Consider the following 26,148-nt stretch of genomic DNA (forward strand, 5'->3'; position numbering starts at 1 on the left):
TGTTCCCGATCGGTATCAATTGCGCGCCAGGGCTTGCGCGTTGGTGACACAGACGTTTTCGAGGAATTTGCGTGCCCGCGCGGGCGCGCTCGGCTCGATGATGCCGACATCGATTTCGATACTTACGCTGTTGATGGCGCGTTGAGGCTCCTCGATCACCAGCAGAATGCTTGTTTTGTTGCAGCAGTTCGCGCCAAAGCGCGCGCTAAGCTAGTCGGGTATGGGATGATGACTAAGATCACTCGATGCCTCCGGCTCGGGATTGGAAGCCCGGCTAGCCTCAACATGAGCATCTGATTGAGATTTGTGAAATCGATTATCTTAACCCGTGATATCCAAATAGCGGATACCTAGCTGTTGATCGCCACGTTGGCAGCACTTGCACGGTGGCGTTCGATTGGCCCGTCGGCGCGGCACGGCTCCGCACGCTGCAGTTTGGCGGCTTGCTACCAATCGTGAGAACAGCAGCGATCGCTTCGCGCCAGCGGTCCGACGCCAACACAGACAGCTTCCCATTAGGCGGCCAAGCCGTTGACGGGCAGCGCCACGATCATCATATATAGAATTGATTAAACGGCGGCCAGGAATAGATGCAGTGAATGACAGTCGCATCGACCTCAATCTCTTGGCGACGCTCGAAGTGCTGCTTGCCGAACAAAACGTAACGAAAGCGGCAGATCAACTGCACCTCAGTCAGCCGGCTGTAAGCGCGCAACTGGCACGACTTCGGGATTTGTTTGACGACCCGCTTCTGCTCCCGACTCGTCGAGGCATGATCCCGACCGCCAAGGCAATCGAACTTGCACCGCAACTGAGAGACGCGCTGGATCACGTGCGCAACGCGCTACATTCTCATCAGGACTTTGATCCCGGCAAGGCAGAGCTGACCGTATCGATCGGCTGTTCTGACTATATCCAGGCAGCAGTGGTGATGCCGTTCGTCTTGGCTCTCCGGCAGACGGCGCCGGGAGTACGGGTGGCCGTACGGCATCTGGTGCCCGAGCTGGTGGAGCAGCAATTGGGGAATAAAGAAGTCGATCTTATTATCGCTACTCCCGAGCGGTCGGCCCCGCACCTGCGGACGTGTCACTTATTCGACGAAAGTTATGTCCTCATAGGAAGGCACGGTCATCCTCGGCTGAAATCGGGTATGACAATAGACGAATATGTCGAATTGGAACACGTCGTGGTGTCACCGCGGGGCGGCGACTTCGAAACGCCAGTGGACAGTGCTTTGGCTACACTTGGTTACCGACGCAACGTCGTCGTGTCAGCGGCCTCCTTTTTGCTCCTGCCGGAGATCGTCTTAGATAGTGATTTGGTTGCACTCGTGCCAAGGCGCCTATTTCTTAGGCAATCAGAAAAACTCATGATGGTTGATCTGCCCTGGCTAGGTGAGCAATTCAATGTCAGCCTGATTTGGCACGAGAGATGTCATAGGCATGCGGGCCACCGCTGGGTCCGAAACCTGATCGGAAGTCTGGTTGGGGACCATGATAAAGGCGGGTCTGGGGCAGCCCTGCCGACGCGGTCGGCTTGAGATGCCGTTATTCATGTCGCACTTGGACTTCGCCTACCGTCGGAAATCCATTGGCGACCATGCCTTGGTATCTGTTCCATTGATGTCACTCTCTAAATATGGCGATTGGCGCAAGCCTGCTTGATCTGCCGGTGATAGCGCCATCGACACGAAGGCTTGATACAGCGAACGGCGGTGGAACTGACGCCCATAGGCGAGAGTCCGGCCGAGGGATGTGGCAGCGATACGAAAGGACCAGCTCGATACCGCGGTTATGGCCAACGCTGGTGATCGGTCAGCCGTTCACGCAGCCAGCGTTTTGTCGGATGGTTGGTGGTCCGGTCGTGGACACCCTCTTCCTCGAACCGCATCCCAGCTTAAGTGGAGAAAATCATGATTTCACCCTACACAATAAACATCCCTGACGAACGGCTCGCCACGATCAGAGCCAAGGTCGAGGCTTATGACTGGAGCCAGCTGCCGGATGCGGGAGGCTGGTCGGCGGGGGTCGGGGTTGATGACCTCAAGCGACTCGCCGGTTATTGGCGGGACAGCTACGACTGGCGTGCGGTCGAACGCCGCCTCAACGCGCTGCCCAACTTCACGGCCGACGTGGAAGGCGAGCACCTCCACTTCGTTCATGTGAAAGGCGACGGCTCCAAGCCGCCCGTCCTGCTTCTCCACGGCTGGCCGGGCTCGTATCTCGAGTTCGAGCGGCTGTTGGTCAGCGGACGGGCACGATGTTGTCGTCCCCTCGCTTCCTGGCTTCGCGTTCTCCAACCCGATCACGCGCCCGATCGGCCCGCGGCGGGCTGCTGCGCTCGTGCATGGGCTGATGATCCAACTCTTCGGCGACGCGCGGTATTTCGTTCAAGGGGGTGATTGGGGCCACGGCATCGCGGCCTGGGCAGCGCATGATCGACCGGACGCTCTGCTCGGCATCCATATTAACATGATGACCGTGCGTGCGGAGGATGCCGCTCCGACGACCGACGAGGAGAAGTCCTTCGCCGCCAAGCGGGCCGCGATTGCCGATTGGGAGAGGGCCTACTTTCACGAGCAGGAAACCCGTCCGCAGACGCTTGGCGTCGCGATGGCCGACAGCCCGGTCGGAGCGGCGGGCTGGATACTCGAAAAGTTCGGCAAGTGGGCCGATCTTCCGACAACCGCCGATGGCGCCCCGGACATATGGAGCAAGTTTTCCGAGGAGGAACTCCTCACCAACATCATGCTCTACATCGCGCCGGCATCGTTCGTGACTGCAACCTGGATCTACTACGGCAGTCGGATTGAGGGGTCGCTGATGCTTCCGGCCGGCACCCGCATCCAGGTGCCGACCGGCGTTGCGGCCTTTCCTGATCCGGTGTTCTTGCCGCCGCCGCGCTCGTTCGCGGAGAAAACCTACAACATCGTGCATTGGACCGACATGCCGCGGGGCGGGCATTTCGCCGCGCTGGAAGAGCCGGAACTGATGCTGGCCGACCTGCGAGCCTTTATCGCGACGGTTTCGGGAGCGCGCTTTGGCTGCTTTCGGGACCATGGATTGACTACCTGAACGTCTTCAATTGGCGCTTAACGGACCTTTTTTTGCCGCGCTCATGACGCCCGTTTTATTTAGCACAGCATCAGCATCAATCATCCGCCGGATATCGCAAATTGCAGCAGGGCGCCAATGTCCCGGCTACCACAGGCGAACATGCGCCCGGGAGCGGTCAACCCCAACTATGCGCAGACACCAAGGACTTTCAGTCGGCGCTTTCACACAACTAGCCTGCGTCTGCACGGGGTCAGATCAGGTCGATGCTCGCGAGGCCTGAAAGTCGGCTTATCGAAATCCTTGCCTCGAAGCAGCCGGTCTGCTGTCGGCCCCTTAGCGGCCTTTCGGCTCGCGAACATTCCGCGCCATCTAATTAGCCACGATATCAGCCGGCCATTTCCACCGGAAGGCCGGCAGCTTTCCACTCCGGCATGCCGTCCTCGAGGCGGCGCGCAGCGAGCCCCTTCGAGCGCAACGCCGCGACAGCCTCGAAGGACATGACGCACCACGGACCGCGGCAGTAGGCGATGACTTCCCTGTCGGATGCGGCTCCCCTGGACCAGGCCTTGATTTGGCCCAAGGGGACATTGATCGCGCCGGGCACATGGCCGAGCGCGAATTCGTCCGCCGGACGGACGTCGATCAGCGTCACCAGCCCATCGCCCATCAGCGCCTGGAGTTCCTCGCGCCCGACGGGCCGCATGTCGTCGCGTGCGTCGAAATAGCCGCGCACGATGCGGTCGACTTCGGCAAGGCGCCGCTCGGCAACCGCGCGCACCGAGGCGAAGGCGGAAAGCACGCTCTCATCCGCAAGCGAATAATGCACGAACTTGCCGTCGCGCTCCGCCGAGACGATACCGGCACGGCGAAGCGCCTGCAGGTGCTGGGAGATGTTGGCTATCGGTTGGCCGAGCTTGGCCGCCAACGCTTCGACGCTGCGCGCGCCTTGCGCCAGATGCTCGATCATCTCCAGGCGCAGCGGGTGGCCGAGCGCCTTGGCGACGATCGCGAACTGTTCGTAGAGCGCCTGTTTCGGATTGCGGATTGACATCGGCCTTTCTGCGACGCATCGTCATTCAATAGAATAATTGAATGACGATTTCGACTTGCTGTCAAGCCGGGCGGCTGCCCGGCGCAGTTTGTCCGTTCGGAGGAAGGGCGATGATTCTAAGGCAGTTCCTGCATACCGATCCGGTTGCCGCCTCCTATCTGTTCGGCTGCGGCGGCAAGGCTTCCGCGGCGGTCGTCGATCCGGTCGGCGACATCGCGCCCTATGTCGAGGCGGCACGCGCGACCGGCATGCGCATCCTTTATGTTGTCGACACGCATATCCATGCCGACCATATCTCGGCCGGCCGCGCGCTGGCCGAGGCGACCGGCGCCGACTACGTGCTCTTCGAGGGTGCCGAAGCAGGCTTCCCGTTCCGGCGCGTGAAGGACGGCGAGGTGCTCGAGCTCGGCAATGTCACGGCGACGGTGATGCATACGCCAGGCCATACGCCGGAGCATCTGAGCCTGCTCGTAACCGACCGGACACGGTCGGCCGAACCATGGTTCGTGCTCACCGGGCACACGCTGATGGTGGGCGATCTCGGCCGCACCGAGCTTGCCTCGAGCGCCGAGGACGGGGCGCGTGCACTGTTCTCCAGCGTGCGCCGGCTGAAGGAATTACCTGACCATATCGAGGTGCTGCCCGGCGCCTATTCCGGTTCGGTCTGCGGGCGCTCGCTGAGTGGCAAGCCGACCTCGACGATCGGCTTCGAGCGGCGCTTCAATAAGGCTTTTCGCATCGAGGACGAGGGTGAGTTCGTCGCCGCCATGACCGCCGACATCCCTCCCCCGCCGCCGGAGGCCGGCCGGACACGAGCCATCAACGCCGGGGCGAAATCTTGAGCACAGCGGCGCCCGCCGTCGCGCTCGGCCTGAAAGCAAACTGGAAGCAGTTCGCGCTTTTGGTGCTGATCAACGCTTTCGTCGGCGGCATGGTCGGCATCGAGCGGACCGTCGTGCCGTTGATCGGCGCGGAGGAATTCGGCGTCGCTTCCACCACGCTCATCGTGTCCTTCATCGTCAGCTTCGGCGTGGTCAAGGCCTGCGCCAACCTCGTCTCAGGCCAGCTTGCCGACATATGGGGCCGCAAGCGCGTGCTGATCCTCGGCTGGCTGTTCGGCCTGCCGGTGCCGTTCATCATCATCTGGGCGCCGAGCTGGGGCTGGATCGTCGCCGCCAATGCGCTGCTCGGCATCAACCAGGGGTTCGCCTGGTCGATGACCGTGATCATGAAGGTCGACCTGGTCGGACCGAAGTCGCGCGGGCTTGCCGTCGGTCTCAACGAGTTCGCCGGCTACCTCGCCGTCGGCGTCACCGCTTTCCTGACCGGCTATCTCGCGAGCCGCTACGGGCTGCGCCCGGTGCCGATCTATCTCGGCATCGGCTATGCGATCCTGGGGGCGGCGCTGTCGATCCTGCTTGTGCGCGACACGCGCGAGCATGTGAGGCTGGAGCTGGCGAACCATCCAAAACAGGCTTCGCCGCTCAGCTTCCGCGAGATCTTCATGCTGACCTCGCTTGGTGACCGCAACCTGTTCGCCGCCTCGCAGGCCGGCCTGGTCAACAATCTCAATGACGGCATGAGCTGGGGCCTGTTTCCGCTGTTCTTCGCCGCCCATGGGCTTGGCGTGGAACGAATCGGCGTCCTCAAGGCGGTCTATCCGGCGGTCTGGGGCGTCTTCCAGGTCGCGACCGGGCCGCTGAGCGACCGATGGGGCCGCAAGGGCCTGATCGTCGCCGGCATGTGGGTGCAGGCGGCAGGGCTTCTCACCACCGCCATGACGCGCGATTTCGGCTGGTGGCTACTGGCGAGCGTCATCATCGGCTTCGGTACGGCGATGGTCTATCCGAGCCTGATTGCCGCCGTATCCGACGCATCGCACCCCACCTGGAGGGCGCGCTCGCTCAGCGTCTACCGCTTCTGGCGCGACCTCGGCTATGCGATCGGGGCGTTGTCCGCCGGCCTGATCGCCGATTTCTTCGGCTTCGTCGCGGCGATCGGATCAATCGCGGCGCTGACCTTCCTGTCGGGTGTAATCGTGGCGGTGGCGATGCGAGAGACAACAGCGTTAACGCCGGCACGAAGCGATCGCTAGTGGCAAAAGCCTTACGCTTGGTATCCGCGAAGCAGGGCGGGAGACGACCCTTTCAGCCATTGACCCGGATGAGAACCTCACAGACGGCCAGCAAGGCCGTGGCCAGTCTTCGTGAAAACTCTCGTTCTCACGGGGCATTTGGGATATGCTTATTTGCTTAAAAGCATGCTGCGTCCTTCGGTTTGCCTTAGAGAGGTGCCAATGCGCAGGCTCCTGCTTTTCATCGCGCTACTGCTTGTACATTTCCCGATTGAATTGCGCGCCGCCGCCATTCACGACGCCGCGAAAGAAGGCGATGTCGCGGCGATCACGGCAGCGCTCGATGCAGGCGCCGGTGTGGATGAGAGCGATGGGAAAGGGACACCTCTCTATCTTGCGGTCAGGAGTGGGCATTTTGCGGCAGCAAAACTGCTCATAGAGCGGGGTGCCGACGTCAACGCCGCCCCGACCCCAGCCTTGGGTCCTGCCCTCATGCCGGCGTTGGCAAAACGCAGGATCGACTTGATCAATCTGTTGCTGGACGGGGGTGCAAATCCAAATTCGAAGCGCAGCCGCGAATACGCTATCCACATCGCGGTCAATCTCGGTTGCCTCGATTGCGTGAAGGCACTGGTCGAGGCCGGCGCGGACGTGAATGCGAAGACAACGGACGGCAAGACACCGCTCCACCTGGCAAAATTCAAGGGGCTACGCGAAATCGCTGACTATCTGATGTCGCACGGCGTCGTCTTGCCAACACCAGCCCCAATCTCGATGAAGTTGGCTTCTGCCGATGTCGAAAAAGGCCGAACCTACTTCACCCGTGTGTGTCACGGTTGCCACAATGCCGAGCCCCAGGGAGGAAACAAAACGGGACCGAACTTGTGGGGCGTCGTCGGCCGCGACAAGGCATCTATGGCTAATATGCGTTACTCCGACGCGTTGCTGGGCTGGGAAGGCGTATGGTCGTACGAGGACCTGAACAGATATCTCTTCGGGCCCATGCTCACCAGGCCGGGCGTCTACATGGAGATTCCTGGTGTCCCGGACGAGACCGAACGGGTCAACCTGATCGCCTACTTGCGCACACTCAGCGACAAGCCGATCCCGCTACCCTGAATCGATAAATCTCTTCCGCAACTGCTGCACGGGCCTGCGTCGTCGCCGCGTTTACGATATCCGAAGCTTCATGCTGCTAGAGGTGAGCCTGTCCGGTACTATGGCGCAGGTGAATTTTCCTCGAGATCGTTCATGAGCAGCTCGACACGCATGCCGTGGGTGGACACGGCAAAAGGCCTTTCCATCATCCTGGTGGTGATGATGTATTCGGCCTACAACACCGGCGAGTACACCGGTGGCATCGGCTTCCTGCATTATGCCATCGGCTTCGCGACGCCGTTCCGCATGCCGGAATTCTTCCTGATCTCGGGCCTGTTCCTGTCGCAGGTGATCGACCGGCCGTGGCTGCGCTATATCGATCGGCGCGTCGTCCACTATCTCTATTTCTACGTGCTGTGGGCGATCATCTCGATCGGGCTGAAGATCGGCATCTTCAGCCGCGATCCCGCCGGAATGCTGCACGACCTCGCCATGGCTGTCGTCCAGCCCTACGGTGTCCTGTGGTTCATCTACATGCTGGCGGTGTTCGGCATCGTCATACGCGTGTTGCGGGAGCTTCGCGTGCCGCACTGGATCGTCATCCCGCTCGCGGCGGCACTGCAGATGTGGGCACCGCGTCCGGACAGCTACGCGCTCGAGCAGGTCGCGGCCTATTTCGTGTTCTTCTATCTTGGCTTCGTCCTGGCGCCGCTAATATTCCGGCTGGTCGCGTGGACACAAGCTCGCCCAGTGATCGCCGTTGCGGGCCTGGTCGTCTGGGCGATCGTCAACGGCCTGCTCGTCTTTTCGCCGGGCTACGCCATGCAGCCGGTCGGCATGCAGATGGGGCTGGCGGCATGGCCGCCACTGCATCTCCTGCTTGCCGTCGCGGGGGCGGTGGCGCTTTGCGTCGCCGGCGGCTTCCTGTCGAAATTCGCCTCGATGGAATGGCTGCGCTGGCTCGGCGAGCATTCGCTGGTCGTCTATGTCGCCTTCACCATCCCGATGTCGATCTTCCGTGGCGCAGCGCTTGCAAGCGGCATTCTGACCGACACCGGCTGGCTCAGCCTCGCGGTGCTGCTCGTCTCGGTCATCAGCCCTGTCGTCCTCTACTTCATCGTCAAGCTCATCGGCTTCGGCACCTTCCTGTTCGAACGGCCGGCCTGGGCGCATATCGACGGGCCGAACGCCAAGAAGGCTTCCAACGAGCCGATGACGCGGCCGGCGCGCGAAGCGGCCTGACCAGGCCGCCTCTTCAGGCTATAGGTCACTTGCCGGCATCGTAGCCTGGACGGCGCACGGCGCGGACTTTGCCGCTGCCGCCGCCACCGCAGAAGAAGCAGCCGGCGCCGTCGGATTCCAGCCCCGACACGCCCGTTCCGGCCGGCATCTCCAGCGTCTGCAGCACCTCGCCGGTGTTCGGATCGATGCGGCGTATGTCGCTCTCCTCGCCTTCCCAGGTGCCATGCCAGAGCTCGCCGTCGACCCAGGTGACGCCGGTGACGACACGGTTGGATTCGATGGTGCGGATGATCTTGCCGGTCTCGGGATCGATCTGATGGATCCTGCGGGCCCGGTGCTGGCCGACCCAGAGCGAGCCCTCGGCCCAGGCAAGACCGGAATCGCCGCCCTTGCCCGGCGCCGGGATGGTGGCGACGATCTTGCCGGTGCCCGGATCGATCTTGTGGATGCGGTCCTCGGCGATCTGGTAGAGATGCTTGCCGTCGAAGGCTGTGCCGGCATGCGAAGCGACATCGATCGACTTCATGATCGCGCCGCTTTCGGGATCAAGGGCGTTCACCTTGTCGCCATCGGCGAACCAGACACTCTTGCCGTCATAGGTGACGCCATTGACGCGCTCGGCACCCGGAAATGGTCCGTATTCACGCAGGATCTCGGCGGCGGCTCTTTTCATTTTCCAATCTCCATCAACCTGAACCTTGTAGGCAGACTAATCGCTCGGCAGCGGGCCCGGGAGTAACAAGACAGTCGGGAATCCGGTCACCGGCGGCATCATCCAGCGGCGCGCGCGGCCGCGGCCGACGGCCTGCACCTTGTCCTGCGCCGAAAGCTGCTCCAGCGCGCGCTGGACGGTGCGGGCGCTGGCGCCGAGCGCGATCGCCAACGCCGAGCTCGACCAGGCCTCGCCATCGGTCAGGAAGGCGAGCACCGCGCCGTGCTCGTCTTCGACGGGCGGCGCCAGCACGACGACCTCGGCGGCCTTCAGCGGTGTCAGCGCAAAACCGGCGGCCGTCGCATTGATCTCAGCCAGCGCACCGAGCTCGGCGCGCAGCCGCCCCATCTCGACCCTGAGCCGCGCGCGGTGCGATTCATCGGCGTGCCTTGCCCGGAAGGCGCGCCTCAGCAGCACCTCGCGCGATGCATCGGCCGGCCATGCCTCGGCGAGCGTGCGCGCCAGCGCGAACAGCACGGGCCGGGTCGCCAGCGAAACGGCCGCATCGGCTTCGCGCACGACGTTGCGGCAGGCATCGATGACCAGCGCGCCCGAACTCAGCAGCGCCTCGACCTCGTCGAGCAGCAGCTCTTTCTGCACGCCTCGCGCGATCAGCCTGCCGACCGGCGTGTTCAGAACCAGCGACGCCGCTTCGACTTCGGCCCGCAACGCCGGGATGTTGGCTTCATAAGCGGCAAGCGATGCCCGGCCGAACGCCGAGCGCGCCGCCTTGGTTCGGAGGCGCCGGACCGCGATGCCGGCGGCGGCGAGCTCATGCGCGACGCGCGCGACTGGCGGCAGCGGCGCCGGATCGAAATCCGAAAGCAGGCGCTCGGCCTCGTCGAGACGGCCGATCAGGATGAGCCGGCGCGCCTCGAGGCTGCCGGCATAGGCGGCGTTCAGCCGGTCTCCATGCGCGGCAAGCGTCGCGCGGGCCGATCGCAGCGCCTTCTCAGGCCAGCCGAGGTCGCGCGAGACCAGCGCGATCTCGGCCTCGGCGACGACGCAGCGGGCACGCGCCACCGCTTCCCTCGGACTGAAGGCGCGCGCGGCGTCCTTCAGCAGCGCCTTGGCCTTGGCGAAGTCGCCGAGCTGCGCCATCGCGATGCCGCGCAGCGCCAGCGCCGGCGCGTCGTCGCGGAGCGCGACACGCTTCAAGGCGCCGAGCGGATCGCCAGCGGCGAGCGCGCGGCCGGCGGCATTGATCAGCGAGTCCATGAAAAGCCCGCCTCAGGGCCCGCCGCAGCAAATCGCGTCACACTTGTAACTCTCACCATCGCAGCGTGTGGCCCTATGTCTTTCCTCGTCACCCCCAACCAAACCCAAGAACGGGACAAGAGCAATGACCCAACATATGAAGACACCGCCGGTCGTTTCGCAGGAAGCGTGGGAAGGCGCCTATGAAGAGATGCTGGTTAAGGAAAAGACCCTGACCCGCGCCCGCGACGCTTTAGCCGCCGAACGTCGCCGCATGCCGTGGATGGAAGTGAAGAAGGACTATGTCTTTGAAGGCCCTAACGGCAAGGTGAGCCTGCTCGACCTCTTCGAAGGCCGCCGCCAGCTCGTCGTCTACCGCGCCTTCTTCGAGCCCGGCGTCTTTGGCTGGCCGGAACACGCCTGCCGCGGCTGCTCGCTCGGCGCCGACCAGGTCGGCAACCTCGCCCATCTCAACGCCCGCGACACAACGCTTGCCTATGCCTCGCGCGCGCCGCAGGCCGACATCCAGCGGCTGAAGCAGCGGATGGACTGGAAGATGCCCTGGTACACCATCACCGACAGCTGGGATAAGGATTTCGGCGTCGACGAATGGCACGGCCATAACGTCTTCATCCATGACGGCAATCGCATCTTCCGCACCTACTTCGTCAACAACCGCGGCGATGAATCCTTTGGCACCGTGTGGAGCTATCTCGACGTCACGCCGCTCGGCCGCCAGGAGGTGTGGGAGGATTCGCCCGAGGGCTATCCGCAGACCCAGACCTACAAGTGGTGGAACTGGCACGACAATTACGAAGCAGGCGCCGCCCCCGACCAGAGATGGGTCGAGGTGTCGGATGCCGGCGAAGCGGCGTTCCGCAACAAGGACGCCTGAGCCTGAAGCGGAACCGGCGACGCAAACCGTGCGCCGCCGGAGCCGATCGCTTCGCCCTTGTTCCCATGGGCTTGAAAACCTGACCGCTTCAGAAGGTGGATATCATGAGCATCGACTCCCCTCACCCAACCGGCCTGAGCGGCTTCGGCCTCGCCGACTGGCTTGGCCTCGCCGCCGCGCCGACCTTCGCCACGATGGCGCTGCTGACGGCTGCCTATGGCGACCACGACATGATGTGCATGTCGGGCGCCTCGGTGCTCGGCGGCATGGTGCCGATGTATCTCCTGATGGCCGGCTTTCACCTCGCGCCCTGGCTGCGGCTGGTGGCGAGGCGGGCGTGAGATCTTCGTTGAGCGCCCTATGGCTTGACGGCCGCTGAGAAATCGAAAGTCCGACCCGCTACCCCTCCAGGTCTTGACGAAAACAGATGCGCCTGTTTGAGACACGGGAGCAAATAGGGGCATTTGCTCCGCGGGGAGATGAGCAAGCGGTGGGCAAGCTGTGAAGCGCGTTTTTCGGTTGCTTGCCGCCGTGATCATGGCGTCCGGCGTGACCGGGTGCACAAGCATTTCCTACTACGCGCAGTCGTTGGAGGGCCATGTTGAGATCATGGCGGCGCGCAAGAATGTTGCGAAGCTGATCCGCGATCCCTCGACGCCAGAGGCACTGCGCGCCAAGCTGACGTCGGCCAGCGCCATACGTCGCTTTGCCACGGAAGAACTGGCACTGCCCGATAACAATAGCTACCGCAGCTATGTCGACCTCGGTCGAAACGATGTGACCTTGGCCGTTTTCGCCGCGCCGCAATTCTCTCTCGCGCCGATTACATGGTGCTTTCCGGTCTTCGGCTGCGTTCCCTACAAGGGTTATTTTTCGCGGAAAGACGCGCTCGAAACTGCCGCCGAACTGCAGCGGCAGGGGCTGGACGTCTATGTATCAGGCGTCACCGCATATTCCACTTTGGGCTGGTTCAGCGACCCGTTGCTCAGCACCATGCTGCGTCAGAACGACACCTACCTCGCCAGCCTTGTCTTCCATGAGCTGGCACATCAGAAAGTCTATGTGAACGGCGACTCCGCGTTCAACGAGGCTTTCGCGGTTGCCGTCGAAACCACCGGCACGAGGAAATGGCTCCGCGCCACCGGCAATCGCGCCGGATTGCGCAGTTACGAAGCCGATCGCCAGCGCAAGGCGGATTTTCTGGGACTGATATCGAAAACCCGGGACGAGCTGAGGCAGGTCTATGGAAGCCCGCGTAGCCCGGAGCAGATGGCAGCCGCCAAAGCCGCCACCATCGACCGACTGAGGATGCGCTACCGGCAAATGCGCGACAAGCGATGGGCCGGATACCGCGGATACGACGCCTGGTTCGATAGCCCGATCAACAACGCAAAGCTCGCCGCGACCGCTGTCTACGGCGAACAGGTCCCGGCGTTTCTTCGCCTGTTCGACCTGTGCGCCGGCGACTATCCGAGGTTCTACGCCTCTGTTCGACGGATCGGGAATTTGCCCGCTCCTTCCCGTGCCGAAGCGCTCAAGGCCGCGGCTGCGTGCAATTGACTTGAACACGCACATGGGACCTCGTCGCCATGTTCGACGTGCTCGAGCACATCCCGGATCTCAGTTTCCTCTCTCGCCTTCAGCGCGCGGCTCGGCGCCGAGCCTTCGATGGTGGTCTCTCTCTATGCCTGGGAAAAGACCGGGCCGGTCGCGGACCTGGCCGAGCGGATGACCGCGGTTCTTGCTGCCCGGTTTCAGGCGCCCGAATGAGCGCGGGCGTGACGCGCCGCATTGCCTTCCGCGTCGGCTCGCACAATAGTCGGGCCGATGTTCGAGGCGATTGCGAGTCACTGGTCCACGCTTGTCCTGATCCTCTCGCTGGTGATGGCGGCGGTCGGCATCGTCCACGCCATCATGACCAAGGAGGATGTGCGCGCCGCTACCGGCTGGGTGGGCGTGATGCTTTTGTCGCCCTTCCTCGGCGCGATCATCTACGCCATTGCCGGCATCAACCGCATCCGCCGCGCAACGATCAGCGCCATGCGTCCCGTCTCCAGCGAGGCGGACGCCGCCAGGCACGACCGCGACGTCGCCCTGGAAGCCTTGATCAATGCCGAATACGGCCAGCGCTTCACCGGGCTGAAGACGCTTGGCGACAGGGTGGCGCGGCGTCCGCTCACCTCGGGAAACACCATCGCCGTGCTCAAGACCGGCGATGAAGCCTATACGGCGATGTGCCGGGCGATCGACGCGGCGCAAAGAAGCGTGCTTCTGGAAACCTATATTTTCGACAATGACGCGGTCGGGGCGCTTTTCGTCCAGTCGCTCGGCAACGCCGTCAAGCGCGGCGTCACCGTGCGAGTGCTGATCGATGCCGTCGGCGTGCGCTATTCGGTGCCGAGCATCCTGAAGCAGCTCAGGGAAGCCGACGTCACTGTCGACCTCTTCAACGGCAACATCGTCATGGGCCTGAGACTTCCCTATGCCAACCTGAGGACCCACAGGAAGATCCTGATCGTCGACGGCGCGGTGGCGTTCACGGGGGGCATGAACATCCGCAAGGGATTCTCCGCCGAGTTCGCCGGTTCCGAAAGCTCGCGGGACACGCATTTCGAGGTCACCGGGCCGGTGGTGGCCGACCTGTTCTCGGTTGCCGCCGAGGACTGGCGTTTTGCCGGCAACGAGGCCTTGAAGGACGGGCCCTGGCAGGTCGAGCGCGTCGCGCCGCCGCCCGGGCAGCCGGTGCTGGTGCGCGCGGTCGCGACCGGACCGGACGCTTCCAACGAAACCAACCTCAAACTGCTGATGGGCGCATTCTCGGTGGCGCGCAAATCGATCCGCATCATGTCGCCATATTTCCTGCCGGACCGGGAATTCATCAGCGCGTTGACCACGGCCGGCCGCCGCGGCGTCGAAATCGACATCGTGGTGCCGGCGGTGAACAACCTCTTCCTCGTCGATCATGCGATGACGGCGCAGTTCGACCAGGTGCTGAAGCACTATTGCCGGGTCTGGCGCCATGACGGCCCGTTCGACCATTCCAAGCTGATGGCGGTCGACGGCGTGTGGGCCTATGTCGGCTCTTCCAATCTGGACGCCCGCTCGCTGAGGCTGAATTTCGAGATCGACATGGAAGTGCTGGATCAAAACTTCGCCGCCGAGATCGACGCCCGCATTGGGGCCGCCATCGCCACCGCCGAGCCGGTGACGCTGCAGACGCTGAAGGCAAGGCCATTCATAATCCGCGTCTTCGACCGTTTGCTGTGGCTGGGATCACCCTATCTTTAGAACTGAAAAACGAGCATCGGGACCATGGAGACAAACGACATAAAAGGACGCAGCCTGCCGGAGACCGTGCTCCTGTCGATCCGCGCCAGGAACGCGCGCAAGGCGAAGGCGACACCGCGCAAGCGTGTCAACGGCGCCGAAGTCGTCGTTGCCTCCTACAACGTCCACAAGTGCATCGGCACCGACCGAAGGTTCGATCCCGAACGGACGGCGCGTGTCATCCGCGAAATCTGCCCCGACGTGATCGCGCTGCAGGAGGCCGACAACCGCTTCGGCGACAGGGCCGGGCTGCTCGACCTTGCCCGCCTGGAACTGGAGACCGGGCTGGTGCCGGTGCCGGTCAGCGGAAACGGCAAGGGGCATGGCTGGCGCGGCAATGTGCTTCTGTTCAAGCGCGGCACGGTGCGCGATGTCCACCAGATCAAGCTGCCGGGACTGGAGCCGCGCGGCGCGCTGGTCGCCGAGATCGATCTCGACGAGAAACGGACCCTGCGCGTCATTGCCGCCCATCTCGGTCTGCTGCGCCGCTCGCGCTCCGAACAGGCCCGCGTCGTGCTCGACATCATGGCCAGCGCGGACGAAAGGCCAACGCTGCTGCTCGGCGACCTCAACGAATGGCGGCTCGGCAACCGCTCGGCGCTGAACACGCTGCACACCACCTTCGGCCCGACGCCGCCGGCGGTGCCCACCTTTCCATCGGGCCTGCCGGTGCTGGCGCTTGACCGCATCATGGGCAACCGGCACGACCTGGTTTCAGCGGTGGAGGCGCATGACACGCCGCTGTCGCGCGTCGCCTCCGACCACCTGCCGCTGACGGCTTTCGTGCATCTTTAGATGCGGTTCACCGTCTCACGGAAACGCAAAACCGCCGTATCTCTTTTGTGTTGGCGCAATTCCGGACGGAAAATCGCCTCACACTTTTCCTGGAATTGCTCTAATTTGTCTTGACGCAATTCCGGACGGAAAACCGCTTCACACTTTTCCTGGAATTGCTCTAATTTGTCTTGACGCAATTCCGGACGGAAAACCGCTTCACACTTTTCCTGGAATTGCTCTAAGCGACGGCCGCAGCATGGCTCGGCGCCATTGGCGGCCCGATGATTTCGGCCTCATAGCGAGCGCTCACACGCTTGAGAGCCTCGATGTCCGGCGGCGTTGCCGGGGGCAATCCTTCCGCCTGCGCCGGACGGCCGCCGTCGATGAAAACCCCTTCGCCGCCACCCGGCGTCAGCAGCGTCAGCATCCGTGCCGGCCTGTCGCCTTCGACCACAAAAGTGTGGGGAACGTTTCTCGGCAGGAACACAAATGAACCTGCGGAAGCCCGGAAGATGCGATCGCCGCATTTCATCGTCAATTCCCCTTCCAGAACGTAGAAGGACTCGTCCTCGCGGTGATGGACGTGCAGCGGCGGCGAGAAGCCCGGCGCGATCAGCGACTCCAGCAGGCCAAAGCCGCCCCCGGTGCTGGCCTCGGTGGCTTTCACCGTCATGCGGTTTGTCAAAAACCAGATCGCCTCCCCCTCACCCGGCCCCAGGAAACGAGCGTCATTAGCGGTATGGCTGGAGATTGTCATGAAAGCCTCCTTTCAACGTGGCTGATGCATTAATTACACTCTTGTGCAATTAATGCACTCCGGTATACTTAGCTCGCATGAATGTCAATCCACGCCTCCGAACCGCACAGAAGCGTCGCACCCGCAAGGCAATCGTCGATGCCGCGATCGCGCTGCTCGCCCGCGGAGAGACCCCGACCGTCAACGATGTTGCTGCCGCGGCCGACGTCTCGCGACGAACCGTCTATCTCTACTTTCCGAGCTTCGATCAGCTGCTGCTCGACGCGACCATCGGCGCGCTCAGCCAGGCCTCGGTCGATCGCGCCATCGAGCAGGCGAGCGATGACGGCGAGGCGCGCATCGAGCACCTGGTCCGCGCGTTGCACCACGTCAGTCCCGAAGTCGAGCGACTTGGCCGCTCGCTGATCCGCCTGACCGTCGACGGCAACGGCGCATCGACCGAGGAAGGCGTGCCGCGTCGCGGCTATCGCCGGATCGAATGGATCGAAAAGGCGCTATCGCCGTTGCGCGAACGGCTGGATCCGGAGCGCTGGACCCAGCTCGTGCGCGCGCTGGCCATGGTGATCGGCTGGGAGGCGCTGATCGTCCAGCGTGACGTCTGCGGCCTCAGCCCGACGGAGGGTGAAGGCCTGTCGGTGTGGGCCGCCAACGCGCTCGTGCGGGCCGCGCTGGATGACGAGCGGGAAGCTCGCAGCTCAAAGCCCGGCAAGCAAAATCAGGACTGAGTCTGCCAAGCTGGCCGTTTCGTCTCCGGCAATCGCCCTACCCTTCCCTCAGCCAGACCAGCATCTCGCCGGGATCGCGGTTGTCCCAGGCGAAATAGGGAACGGCCTTGAGCTTCGTCTCTTCCGTCGCCGGCGGTTCAGGGCGATAGAGATCGCCGCCCCAGTTCTCAACCTCGGCCCGGCTGCCGATGGCCGAAAGCGTGACGATGCCGCCGAGGAGGTTCGGCTCCTCATGCGCCTCGAGCCTGGCCGTGCGCGGCAAGGCGATGCGGTGCAGCCCGCCGCCATTGTCGGTTTCCTCGACGCAATAGATCAGCGGGCCGCGCGCTAGCGCGACGCGGCCTATATCCTGGCGCACCTGCGGGTTGGCGAAGAGGCGCGCCATCGACATTTCGAGGTCGAGCTCGACCTTGTCGCCCTTGCGCCATTCGCGCCGGATCGCGGCGTAGCCGTCGCCCGTCGCCGCATCGAGATCGACCATCTTGCCGTTCACCCGCAAGGCTGCCTTGCGGCACCAAGCGGGTATTCGGAGGTAGAGCGTGAACGCAACCGGCGTCTCGGTCTCGACCGCGATCGCGACCGCGCCGTCCCAGGGATAGTTGCTCGTCTGGACGAGGCTGGCCGGCCGGCCGGCGATCTCGAAGCGGGCGGTCGAGTCGCCGTAGAGGTGGACAGCCAGCGCATCGTCGGCGAGGCCGTAGAAATAGCTGCCGATGGAGGTCACCATGCGGCCGATATTGGGCGGGCAGCACGGGCAGCGGTGCCACTTCCAGCGATGATGGCCGCCCCGGCTCTCCAGCGGGTTCTCGTAAAAGAACAGCGAGCCGTCGAGCGAGAGGCCCGAGATCGAGCCATTGTAAAGCGCCCGCTCCATCATGTCGGCGTAGCGGGCGTTCGGACCCATGCCGAGCATGCGGCTCGCCCAGAACACAAGGCCGACCGAGGCGCAGGTCTCGGCATAGGCGCTCTCGTTCGGCAGGTCGTAATCGCTGGTGAAGCCCTCATTGTGCGCCGACGGCCCGAGACCGCCGGTGACGTAAAGGCTCTTGGTGGTGAGATCGTCCCACAGCCGATCGAGCGCGACGCGCAAGCTGTCGTCGCCGTACTCGGTCGCGATATCGGCCATGCCGGAATAGAGATACATCGCCCTGACCGCATGGCCGACGACCTTGTCCTGCTCGCGCACCGGCTTGTGCGACTGATTGTATTCATAGGTTTTGAAATGATAGGCCTTTGGGTCCGCGCCGCGGGCGCGGGCCTCCTCGTCGAAATAATGCGGCTGCTGCCCGCGCTGGTCGATGAAATATTTGGCCAACTCCATGTATTTCTTCTCGCCCGTCGCCCGCGCCAGCTTGACGAGCGCCAGCTCGATTTCCTCATGGCCGCAATAGCCTTTTTTCTTGCCGGGCTCCGGACCGAACATCGAAGCGATGTGGTCGGCATAGCGGCACATGATGTCGAGCAGCTTGCGCTTACCGGTGGCCTGAAAGTAGGCGACCGCGCCCTCGATCAAGTGCCCGGCGCAGTAGAGCTCGTGGCAGTCGCGCAGATTGGTCCAGCGCAGGCCGGGCTGGATGCGCTGATACCAGCTGGAGAGATAGCCGTCGGGCTGCTGCAGCTTGCCGTACATGTCGATGACGGCGTCGATCTTCTTTTCCAGCTCAGGATTGCGGCGGCGGTAGAGCGAATAGGCCGCGGTCTCGATGGTCTTGCCCCAGTCGGAATCCCAGAACATCTGGGTCGTCACCGTCGATCCAGTGAATTCGGCGCCCTGAGCATCCGCCTCGTCGGGCGATGGCGAATGGAAAGGAATCACAACGCCCGGCGACGGCCAGTCCGGATCGATCTGCTCCAGCATGCGCGCCTCGACGCAGCGGTCGTAGAGGATGCCCGCGGTCTTGGCCGCGACCGCGTCGACACGGTCGCCCCAGAAACCGCGGACATCGACCTGCGGCACGGGCAACGGGCGGAAGGCGAGTCTCGGTTTGCTGGCCTCGGCGGAGGCGACGGGTTGCGATGCGGTCATGAACGTCACTCCATTCGAATGCGAATTACTTGACGGCCCCGGCCATGAGGCCGCGGATGTAGAAGCGCTGCAGCGCCAGGAACAGGATCAGGCAGGGCACCATCATCACCGTGACGCCGGCCTGCACCGCGCCCCAGTCGATGGCGCCGAAGCGGCCGGACTGAAGCGCCGTCATCATCACCGGCAGGGTGAATTTGGACTGGTCGGTCATCAGCACGAGCGCCGCCAGGAACTCGTTCCAGGCGCCGAGGAAGGCAAACAGCGCGATGGTGACGACGCCCGGCCAGACCAGCGGCAGCATCACCTTCAAAAGCATGGTGACATTGTTGGCGCCGTCCATGCGCGCGGCCTCCTCGATCTCGCGCGGCACCGCGTCGAAGGCGTTGCGCATCATGAAGATCGAGAATGGCAGCTGAAGCGTGACGTAGACGCAGACCAGGCCGGTTAGCGTGTTGTGCAGGCCAAGTTTCGTCAGCACCAGGAAGATCGGCGTCAGGATCGACTGGAACGGGATCATGATCGTCGACAGGATGAGGACGAAGAAGAGATCCCTGAACGGAAAGCGGAAGCGCGAGAAGCCGTAGCCGGCAAGCACGCTGACCAGCACCGACAAGAGCACCGTCATCACCGAGACATAGATGCTGTTTTGCGCCGAGGCCCACAGCCCGTCGCCGAAGGAGTTCAGCGTCTCGTAATTCTCGACCGAAAAGCCGGTGGTCGGCCATGGCGGCAGCGGCGGCTGGCGCGCCTCCTGCGCCGGCTTGAAGGTCGACAGCACGGTCCACACGATCGGCGCCAGGAACAGCACCGAGGCGATAATGCCGGTGGAATGCCTGGCCAGGCTGAAGCCGACTTTCCGGTTCCGCGACATCGCCCCGGCCATCAGTCGAGCCCTTCGGGCTTGCGCAGCAGCCAGAGCTGGATGAGGCTGAGTGCCACCAGGATAACCAGCAGCACCATGGAGAGTGCCGCGCCATAGCCGAGCTTGAACGACACGAAGGACTGGTTGAAGATCCAGTAGACCGCCGTCAGCGTCTGGTTGCGCGGGCCGCCGCGCAGGATGATGTAGAACTGGTCGAAGGCGAGGATGGAGCCCGCGACCGACAGGATCAGCGCCAGCGCCAGCGTTCGGCGCATCAGCGGCAGTGTGATAGCGCTGAACCTGGCGAACGGCCCTGCCCCGTCGATGACGGCCGCCTCCTGCAAATCCTGCGGGATCGATTGCAGGCCGGTCATCAGGATGATCATGGTGAAGCCGGCGACCTTCCAGACCACCATGGCGATGATCGACCAGAAGGCCGGCTGAAAAGTGGCCAAAAGATTGACCTTCTTCCCGGTCAGGCCGAGGTCGAACGCGGCGGGGCTGAACAAGCCGGAATCGACATTGAGCAGCCACGACCAGAGCAGGCTCGCCGAAGCAAAGCCGACCACCGCCGGCATGAAGAAGGCGGTGCGGTAGAGGTTGGTGAGCGGCCGCGGCCGCTCGATGAAGATCGCCAGCGGAAAGGCGACGGCGAAGATCGCGATGGTGACGATCACCGTGTAGTAGGCAGTGAACCTCAGTGCATTCCAGAAGCGCGTGTCGCGCAGGATCGCGACGTAGTTGTCGAGGCCGATGAAGGAATGTTCGCCCATCAGCGGCCAGTTGTTGAGCGACATCCATGCCGTCATGCCGAGCGGGATGACGAAGAAGACGGTGACCAGCGCCACGGCCGGCAAGACATAGAGCAGGCCCACCCATTGCCGGCGGCTGACGCCGATGCGTCTGGCGCGAGCGGGAGCGGCGGCGGCGATGGCGGTCATGGTTTGGCTCCCCCTTCTCCCCTTGTGGGAGAAGGTGGATTGCCGCGAAGCGGCAAGACGGACGAGGGGTGTTCCAGGGAACGCCAGCGTCTCACTCCGCTGGAACACCCCTCATCCGTCGCCTTCGGCGACACCTTCTCCCACAAGGGGAGAAGGGGGAGCGAACCTCGCGGCCCCTCGAATTGGTGAGTAAGCTTTCTCAACGCGTCAGTCCCTATCTTCAACGATACAACAACCGGCCGCCCGGCCAGGGAGACGGGGCGGGCGGCCGGTCAGAGCTTGAGGGCGGCGAGCGTTGCGCGTTGCTGGCCGCCTGTAGGCCCTGGTGTTACTTATTCGGCGCCTGGTCGATGATCGACTGCATGGTGTCCTGCGCGTTCTTGATGGCGCCGTCGACATCGTCGCCGAAGAACACCTCGTTGATCATCTGCGTCCACGGCCCGTTGGCGGAGTTGATCAGGTCGTTGAACACCACCGAATAGGGCGTCCTGCCCTTGGCCATCGCCTCGGCCGCCACCTGGTAACGCGGGTCGAGATCTTTGAGCGCGTCCTTGGCGATGTCGTTGCGCACCGGCAGGCTGCCATATTTGGCGAGGATCGTCTGGCCTTCCAGCGAATAGGCGAAGTCGAGGAACTGCTTCACTACGGCGATCTTCTTGGTGCCCTTAGTGACGACGAAGTTGTCGCCGCCGGCAAAGGACGACCAGCCGCCATCCTTGCCCGGCAGGAAGGTGATGCCGTAGTCGATATCCGGATATTGCGTGTTGAGCGCGCCGATGGCGAAGGCGCCGGACGGCGAAATACCGATCTTGCCGCCGGCAAAGGCGGCGAAGAAGTTGGCGCCGGTATCGGTCTGCGCGCCCTCGGGCACCAGCCCCTTCTTGACCATCGAACGGTAGAGGTCGATCGCGCCGCGCAGCTGCGGGCTGTCGAGCGTCGCCTTAGAGCCGTCCTCGGACAGGATGTCGCCGCCCGAGGCCCAGATCAGCGGCGTGAAGGTGAAGATGTTGCAGCCGCCGCAATTGCCGGAGAAATAAAAGCCCTTGATATCGCCGCCGAGCGCGTTGACCTTTTCGGCGTCGGCCTCGATCTCGGCCCAGTTGGCCGGCCCCTTCTCGGGGTCGAGGCCTGCCTGCTTGAACAGCTTCTTGTTCCAGATCAGCACCGAGGCGTCGGCCGAGAACGGCAGGCCGTAGATGTGGTCCTTATAGGTGCCGGTCTTCACATGCGCCGGCGACAGGCTGGCGAAATAGGGCAAGGATTTCGCCCAGTCGGTGATGTCCTCGAGCTGCCCGGCGGCGGCGAAGGACGGCGTGTAGATCAGGTCGAGCGACAGCGCGTCGGGCGCGGTGCCGCCGGCGGCCGCCGCGCCATATTTCGGGATGATCTCGGCATTGGGAATGATGTCGAGCTTGATCTGGTCCTTATGCGCCTTGTTGAAGGCATCGACGATGCGCGGCATGAAGTTCGAGCCGTCGGCGCGCACCCAGATGTTGGCGGTCTCGGCCAATGCCGCAGCAGGCAAGGCTAGGACGCTCGCGGCAAGCGCAAGCCCGGCAATCATGGTCTTCACGGTATTCCTCCTCATGGTTCTCCTCCCAGTTTGGCCGTGCTGCCCGCGGGGGTCGGACGCGACGGCCGTTTTCTTCCCTCACCTGTCAACCGCCCGGCGGACGGCCGCATGACTGACGCACCACCAGCCGGCACGGCAGTTTCCTGATGCCCGGCGCGGCCGGCTGGCCGTCAACGAGCGAAAGCAGCGCAAGCCCGGCCTCGCGGCCGAGGCTTGCCAGGTTCATGTCGACGGATGTCAGCGGCGGACGTGTCGCTTCGGCCACGATCTCCCAATTGTCGAAGCCGATGACGCCGACATCGTCGGGCACGGCGATGCCGCGCTCGCGCAGCGCATCGATGACGCCGCGGGCGATCTGGTCATTGCCGCAGAAGACGGCATCGGGCCGCTTCCCCTTGCCCCCGAACAGTTTTGCGACCGCCTCGTGGCCCCAGGCTTCCGACCAGGCGCCGAGCAGCGGCTCGGTTACGGCCAGGTTGTTCTCCTCAAGCACGGCGCGATAGGCTTCGGCGCGCTCATGCACCACCGCGAAGCTCGGCGGACCGCTGACATGGGCGATGCGGCGACGCCCGAGTCGGCAGAAATGCTCGACCGCCAGCCGCGCGCCGCCGGCGTCGTCGGAGACGAGGCCGACCGCGCCGGAGTCCGGCTGGGTGAAGGCGTAGACCACGGGCACGCGCAGATGGGAGAGATCGACCGGCAGATGCCGGTCGATGCGTTTTCCGGTCGCGATGATGCCGTCGACGCGCTTGTCGAGCATGGCCTCGACATGCAGCTGGCCGAGGCGAGTGTCGTCCTCGACATTGCACAGGAACACCGACACGCCATTGTCGACCAGGGCGTCGGACACGCCCGCCATCAGCGGCAGCGAAAAGCGGCCGTATGTATCGTTGGTCAGCAGCCCGACGGTGAAGCTGCGGCGGCGAAGCAGGCTCTGCGCCAGGCTGTTCGGCCTGAAACCGAGCAGCCGCGCCGTGTTGCGGATGCGCTCGCGCGTCTCGGCGGTCATGCGCCCCTGCCCGTTCAGCGCCTTCGACGCCGTCGCGACGCTGACGCCTGCGGCCGCAGCCACCTCGCGCAGGGTCACGGGCTTGGCAAAGACAGGCGCTGACTCGGCGTCGGCGGACATATTTCGAGGCGCATCCCTAAGTTGGGAAAAGGTTTTCTCTTATCGCCCTGCGCAAAGATGACGGGCGAGGTCAGCGGGCGCGAAGCGATTTGGGAAAAGGTTTTCTCAGAGAGATTAGGGGAAGGTGGCGGGATTGGCAAGGGGAATTGGACGATACAGGCGAGCTTGGTCGCCGACAACGAGTGCAGTTGGCGAGACCACTAACCTTAACCATTTAACAACTGCAAACCCGCGCGTGGCGGAGCCGCACTCCGCGTCGCGATCGAAGTGGCGCAGGTGCTCGTTTGGGCGCTTCGGACGGCGCTCAACCTCGACACCTCGCGGCACACTTTTCTGGCTGCCGCCAACGACCGCTTCAACGCGGCCGCTTGCGGACCAGCCCGCTCCCAGCGTGTGTGGCTTTCCCGCATCTCCTGAAAAAATACTCGCGTCTTCGAATTGGCAAGATTGACAGCCGGCCGAGTTCGGCGACAAGGCTACTCGCATAGGCCCTTCTGGGGGGCATCATCCGACCTAGGCATGGAAGCAGACCGAAAGGTTTGTGATGGGCGTACCGCAATGAAATACGGCGGTCAGTCCTTTCCGGCTATTTAGTCTTTGAAACGAAAGGGTCATCCCGTGAAACAGCTTCTTCTTGCATCCGTTCTCGTCCTTGCCACCGGCACCGCCTACGCAGCCGACGTCCTTCAGGAAGCTCCGGTTGCAGCCTCCTTTGACTGGACCGGCGCGTATATCGGCGTGAACGCTGGCGGCGGCTTCGGCACGTTCAAGTTAACGCCCAATCCCAATGTTGGTACCGGTCTCAGTCTCAGTTCCGGTGGATTCCTGGGAGGCATCCAGGCTGGTTACAACTGGCAGTCGGGCCAGATGGTCTACGGCGTGGAAGCCGACTTCCAGGGTTCGGATGTTAAAGCCTCCTTTTCAGGCCTTTTCGGTCCCGGCGAGATCGAAACAAAGGTTGACTGGTTTGGCACGCTGCGTGCTCGCCTTGGCTTTACGCCCGTCGATCGCTTCATGGTCTATGGCACTGGCGGCTTGGCCTATGGTCACGAAAAGACCACCAGCGGCCCCACCAGCCTTTCCAAGACCAAGGCCGGCTGGACCGTTGGAGCGGGCGCTGAATACGCCATCAACACAAATTGGACGATCAAGTCTGAATATCTTTACACCGACCTGGGTAAAGCGACGTTCGATGTTGGGGGCGGCAGCATTGACGTCAAAGTCCCCTTCCACACCGTTCGCGTCGGTCTGAACTACAAGTTCTGATCTGTTAGCGGACAGGACACAAAGCCGCGACATGGTGAACTGACCCCCGAAGGCGGTCAGTTCACCAGTGGCCGCCTTTTTCTTTGTTCAGCAATGACTTGGGGTGTGTGAGCGGCTTATCGCGGAAGCTCAGGGCTCTACTGCCTAAATGCCCGGCTAATCTGGTCCTGCAACGGCTTGACCAGATAAGACATCACCGAACGGTCCTCGGTCCTGATGAAGGATTCCACCGGCATGCCAGGCACCAGCCTGACCTCGCCGAGGCGCGCGACCTCGGCGGCGGTCGTCTTGATGCGCACCGTGTAATAGCTGACGCCCGTGCGCTGGTCGGTGGTGATGTCGGGCGAAGTCCGTTCGACCACGCCGTCGATCTGCGGCGTGGTGCGCTGGTTGAAGGCCGAAAAACGCAGCGAAGCGGGTTGACCGATCCATAGCTGGTCGATGTCGCTCGGCGCGATCTTGGCTTCCACCGCCAGACTGTCATTGTCGGGCACGACCTGCATGATCGTTTGACCCGGCGTCACCACGCCCCCGATCGTATAGGCGATCGACTGCTGCACGACACCATCCTGCGGCGCGCGGATGTCGACCCGCTTCAGCTGGTCCTCGGCAGCGACCTTGCGCTCCAGGAGTTCGCCCACTTTGCCGTCGATATCGCGCAGATCCTTGTTCACTTCGGTGCTGAGATCGAGGTCGATCTGGATGATCTGAAGCTTGATCTCGGCAATCCGCCCTTGCGCCTGCGCCTGCGCGGCAACGAGCTGGCCGCGTTCGCCGTCCAGGCGCGTGGCCTCGCGCTCGGTCTGCGTCAGCCGGTCGATCGAAATGAGCTTCTTGGCCCAGAGGGTTCGTACGGACGCGAGTTCCTTTTGCACAAGCTCGATCTCCTTGGCTTTGGCTTGCGCCTGCGCGGTATCGCCGACGATCTCCTTCTCAAGCTGAGCGATGCGCTCCTCCAGCTGGCTCTTCTGGCCGGCGCGGGAGGTGCGCCGGGTCTCAAAGTGTTGCTTTTCGCCGGCCACCGCCTCGGCGACGTCGGGATCGGCGATGCGGTTCAAAAGATCGTTCGGAAAGATGATGGCGTCGCTCCCCCGGCGCTCGGAATCGAGACGAGCTTTGCGCGCGGCGAGCTGATCGAGCGCCTTGCTCACTACACCAAGATTGGCGGCCGGCACGGTGCGATCGAGCCGCAGCAGCAGGTCGCCGGCCTTCACGCGGTCGCCATCGCGGGCGTCGATCTCAGCAACGATGCCGCCGGTGGAATGCTGGACTTCCTTGACGTGGGAATCGACGACAAGAGTGCCGGGCGCGATGACCGCGCCGGCGATCTCGGTGACCGAAGCCCAGCCGCCGACACCTCCCGCAAGCAGGATCACCATACCCACGCCAAGGCGCGTGTAGAAACGAATTGACGCATGGGACGAGCCCGAAGCGGCCATG

24 protein-coding genes and 1 pseudogene are annotated in these 26,148 nt (G+C 63.4%); 14 read left to right on the forward strand and 11 right to left on the reverse strand.

Annotation, left to right across the window (positions count from 1 at the left end):
• Nucleotides 1-15 precede the first annotated feature (15 nt).
• Entirely contained in the window at nucleotides 16-159 is a 144-nt protein-coding gene (locus RFM98_RS08050; protein WP_320308366.1) for a hypothetical protein, read from the reverse strand.
• Nucleotides 160-595: 436 nt separating this feature from the next.
• Between RFM98_RS08050 and RFM98_RS08055 the strand changes: the two genes are divergently transcribed.
• The 3 genes from RFM98_RS08055 (at nucleotide 596) to RFM98_RS08065 (ending at nucleotide 3,074) form a co-directional block, all read left to right on the forward strand.
• Nucleotides 596-1,540: a LysR family transcriptional regulator gene (locus tag RFM98_RS08055; protein WP_320308367.1), complete on the forward strand. Its 945-nt coding sequence runs from the start codon at nucleotides 596-598 to the stop codon at nucleotides 1,538-1,540.
• A gap of 372 nt (nucleotides 1,541-1,912) precedes the next feature.
• The gene (locus tag RFM98_RS08060) at nucleotides 1,913-2,401 is read left to right on the forward strand and encodes an epoxide hydrolase family protein (protein WP_320308368.1); all 489 of its coding nucleotides are present in this window, start codon (nucleotides 1,913-1,915) and stop codon (nucleotides 2,399-2,401) included.
• Nucleotides 2,343-3,074: an alpha/beta fold hydrolase gene (locus RFM98_RS08065; RefSeq protein WP_320308369.1), complete on the forward strand. Its 732-nt coding sequence runs from the start codon at nucleotides 2,343-2,345 to the stop codon at nucleotides 3,072-3,074. The genes RFM98_RS08060 and RFM98_RS08065 overlap by 59 nt, the downstream gene beginning before the upstream one ends.
• A 367-nt stretch (nucleotides 3,075-3,441) precedes the next feature.
• Here RFM98_RS08065 and RFM98_RS08070 read toward each other — a convergent pair whose 3' ends face one another.
• A complete protein-coding gene (locus RFM98_RS08070; RefSeq protein WP_320308370.1) occupies nucleotides 3,442-4,107 on the reverse strand; it encodes an ArsR/SmtB family transcription factor in 666 nt (221 codons plus the stop codon).
• A gap of 110 nt (nucleotides 4,108-4,217) precedes the next feature.
• On the opposite strand from RFM98_RS08070, the gene RFM98_RS08075 reads away from it, so the two are divergent.
• The 4 genes from RFM98_RS08075 to RFM98_RS08090 all read left to right on the forward strand — a co-directional run bounded on the left by RFM98_RS08075 (nucleotide 4,218) and on the right by RFM98_RS08090 (nucleotide 8,521).
• Nucleotides 4,218-4,949, forward strand: coding sequence for an MBL fold metallo-hydrolase (locus tag RFM98_RS08075; protein ID WP_320308371.1), 732 nt, complete (start codon nucleotides 4,218-4,220; stop codon nucleotides 4,947-4,949).
• Nucleotides 4,946-6,202, forward strand: coding sequence for an MFS transporter (locus RFM98_RS08080; protein WP_320308372.1), 1,257 nt, complete (start codon nucleotides 4,946-4,948; stop codon nucleotides 6,200-6,202). The genes RFM98_RS08075 and RFM98_RS08080 overlap by 4 nt, the downstream gene beginning before the upstream one ends.
• Nucleotides 6,203-6,403: 201 nt before the next feature.
• A complete protein-coding gene (locus RFM98_RS08085) occupies nucleotides 6,404-7,300 on the forward strand; it encodes an ankyrin repeat domain-containing protein (protein ID WP_320308373.1) in 897 nt (298 codons plus the stop codon).
• Between the two features lie 132 nt (nucleotides 7,301-7,432).
• Entirely contained in the window at nucleotides 7,433-8,521 is a 1,089-nt protein-coding gene (locus tag RFM98_RS08090; protein WP_320308374.1) for an acyltransferase family protein, read from the forward strand.
• Nucleotides 8,522-8,546: 25 nt separating this feature from the next.
• On the opposite strand, the gene RFM98_RS08095 is transcribed toward RFM98_RS08090, so the two are convergent.
• Both RFM98_RS08095 and RFM98_RS08100 read right to left on the reverse strand, forming a co-directional pair.
• Nucleotides 8,547-9,194 (reverse strand): Vgb family protein, encoded by a 648-nt coding sequence (locus RFM98_RS08095; RefSeq protein ID WP_320308375.1) that lies wholly within the window; start codon nucleotides 9,192-9,194, stop codon nucleotides 8,547-8,549.
• Between the two features lie 36 nt (nucleotides 9,195-9,230).
• A complete protein-coding gene (locus RFM98_RS08100; RefSeq protein ID WP_320308376.1) occupies nucleotides 9,231-10,451 on the reverse strand; it encodes a helix-turn-helix domain-containing protein in 1,221 nt (406 codons plus the stop codon).
• 124 nt (nucleotides 10,452-10,575) lie between these two features.
• Between RFM98_RS08100 and RFM98_RS08105 the strand changes: the two genes are divergently transcribed.
• From RFM98_RS08105 to RFM98_RS08125, 5 genes and pseudogenes are all read left to right on the forward strand, one after another.
• Entirely contained in the window at nucleotides 10,576-11,325 is a 750-nt protein-coding gene (locus RFM98_RS08105; protein WP_320308377.1) for a DUF899 domain-containing protein, read from the forward strand.
• 149 nt (nucleotides 11,326-11,474) lie between these two features.
• Nucleotides 11,475-11,666 (forward strand): annotated as a pseudogene (locus RFM98_RS08110) (hypothetical protein); the annotation flags it as partial.
• 196 nt (nucleotides 11,667-11,862) lie between these two features.
• Entirely contained in the window at nucleotides 11,863-12,885 is a 1,023-nt protein-coding gene (locus tag RFM98_RS08115) for an aminopeptidase (RefSeq protein ID WP_320308581.1), read from the forward strand.
• A gap of 324 nt (nucleotides 12,886-13,209) precedes the next feature.
• Nucleotides 13,210-14,613 (forward strand): phospholipase D-like domain-containing protein, encoded by a 1,404-nt coding sequence (locus tag RFM98_RS08120; protein ID WP_430682280.1) that lies wholly within the window; start codon nucleotides 13,210-13,212, stop codon nucleotides 14,611-14,613.
• Nucleotides 14,614-14,637: 24 nt separating this feature from the next.
• On the forward strand, nucleotides 14,638-15,447 hold the full coding sequence (locus RFM98_RS08125; RefSeq protein WP_320308379.1) for an endonuclease/exonuclease/phosphatase family protein: 810 nt from the start codon (nucleotides 14,638-14,640) through the stop codon (nucleotides 15,445-15,447).
• 220 nt (nucleotides 15,448-15,667) lie between these two features.
• On the opposite strand, the gene RFM98_RS08130 is transcribed toward RFM98_RS08125, so the two are convergent.
• Nucleotides 15,668-16,186: a quercetin 2,3-dioxygenase gene (locus tag RFM98_RS08130; protein WP_320308380.1), complete on the reverse strand. Its 519-nt coding sequence runs from the start codon at nucleotides 16,184-16,186 to the stop codon at nucleotides 15,668-15,670.
• Between the two features lie 77 nt (nucleotides 16,187-16,263).
• Here RFM98_RS08130 and RFM98_RS08135 point away from each other — a divergent pair, with 77 nt between their 5' ends.
• Nucleotides 16,264-16,911 carry a TetR/AcrR family transcriptional regulator gene (locus tag RFM98_RS08135; protein ID WP_320308381.1) on the forward strand — a complete coding sequence of 216 codons (648 nt, stop codon included), beginning with the start codon at nucleotides 16,264-16,266 and terminating at the stop codon, nucleotides 16,909-16,911.
• 37 nt (nucleotides 16,912-16,948) lie between these two features.
• Here RFM98_RS08135 and RFM98_RS08140 read toward each other — a convergent pair whose 3' ends face one another.
• The 5 genes from RFM98_RS08140 to RFM98_RS08160 all read right to left on the reverse strand — a co-directional run bounded on the left by RFM98_RS08140 (nucleotide 16,949) and on the right by RFM98_RS08160 (nucleotide 23,442).
• A complete protein-coding gene (locus RFM98_RS08140; RefSeq protein ID WP_320308382.1) occupies nucleotides 16,949-18,937 on the reverse strand; it encodes a glycoside hydrolase family 127 protein in 1,989 nt (662 codons plus the stop codon).
• A gap of 25 nt (nucleotides 18,938-18,962) precedes the next feature.
• Entirely contained in the window at nucleotides 18,963-19,820 is an 858-nt protein-coding gene (locus RFM98_RS08145; RefSeq protein WP_430682270.1) for a carbohydrate ABC transporter permease, read from the reverse strand.
• Nucleotides 19,820-20,740 (reverse strand): carbohydrate ABC transporter permease, encoded by a 921-nt coding sequence (locus RFM98_RS08150; protein ID WP_320308384.1) that lies wholly within the window; start codon nucleotides 20,738-20,740, stop codon nucleotides 19,820-19,822. Before RFM98_RS08150 ends, RFM98_RS08145 begins: the two co-directional genes overlap by 1 nt.
• A 328-nt stretch (nucleotides 20,741-21,068) precedes the next feature.
• Complete coding sequence (locus tag RFM98_RS08155; protein ID WP_430682281.1) at nucleotides 21,069-22,304, reverse strand: ABC transporter substrate-binding protein; 1,236 nt, start codon at nucleotides 22,302-22,304, stop codon at nucleotides 21,069-21,071.
• A gap of 94 nt (nucleotides 22,305-22,398) precedes the next feature.
• Nucleotides 22,399-23,442, reverse strand: a complete 1,044-nt coding sequence (locus RFM98_RS08160) for a LacI family DNA-binding transcriptional regulator (RefSeq protein ID WP_320308386.1) — start codon at nucleotides 23,440-23,442, stop codon at nucleotides 22,399-22,401.
• 618 nt (nucleotides 23,443-24,060) lie between these two features.
• On the opposite strand from RFM98_RS08160, the gene RFM98_RS08165 reads away from it, so the two are divergent.
• Nucleotides 24,061-24,708, forward strand: a complete 648-nt coding sequence (locus RFM98_RS08165) for an outer membrane protein (protein WP_320308387.1) — start codon at nucleotides 24,061-24,063, stop codon at nucleotides 24,706-24,708.
• 137 nt (nucleotides 24,709-24,845) lie between these two features.
• On the opposite strand, the gene RFM98_RS08170 is transcribed toward RFM98_RS08165, so the two are convergent.
• Complete coding sequence (locus tag RFM98_RS08170) at nucleotides 24,846-26,147, reverse strand: HlyD family type I secretion periplasmic adaptor subunit (RefSeq protein WP_320308388.1); 1,302 nt, start codon at nucleotides 26,145-26,147, stop codon at nucleotides 24,846-24,848.
• Nucleotide 26,148 lies beyond the last annotated feature (1 nt).

The organism is Mesorhizobium australafricanum, assembly GCF_033977265.1.
GTDB classification, from domain to species: domain Bacteria; phylum Pseudomonadota; class Alphaproteobacteria; order Rhizobiales; family Rhizobiaceae; genus Mesorhizobium; species Mesorhizobium australafricanum.